This is a genomic window from Salinimicrobium oceani, assembly GCF_012037645.1.
Window position 1 is genome coordinate 1 of the sequence record NZ_JAAVJR010001126.1, and the last position, 356, is coordinate 356.

Below are 356 nucleotides of genomic sequence, written 5' to 3' on the forward strand. Positions count from 1 at the left end.
GTTTCTCCACACGAAGCCAGCATAAAAGCTGCTGCCAGTGCCAGCGTTGTCATTTTTGTGTTTTTCATTTTCTTGATTTTAATAGTTGTTACTTTAGTTTAATTGTTCTACGATCTCGCCACAGTTAAGCATGGCGTCTCCATAATATGGATTTCTAATTTCGGCCACCTGGCTTAACCAGTAGGCACCTTTGTTAGAATTTGCCATAGGGCAGTAGTCCACATAAATGCTTCCTTCGCTAATCCCAAATGTGGCAACGGTTTTGATTAGCGCTTCAGAAATATAAACAAAATTCTCTCTTTGTGCTTTTATGTTATCTGCCTCCATGCCCACTTCGGAATGCTGCAGAAGGAATT

General features: G+C 40.7%; 1 pseudogene. It reads right to left on the reverse strand.

Features of this window, described 5'->3' with window-relative positions:
* Window positions 1-93 precede the first annotated feature (93 nt).
* Window positions 94-356: pseudogene (locus HC175_RS21095) on the reverse strand (DUF3347 domain-containing protein); the annotation flags it as partial.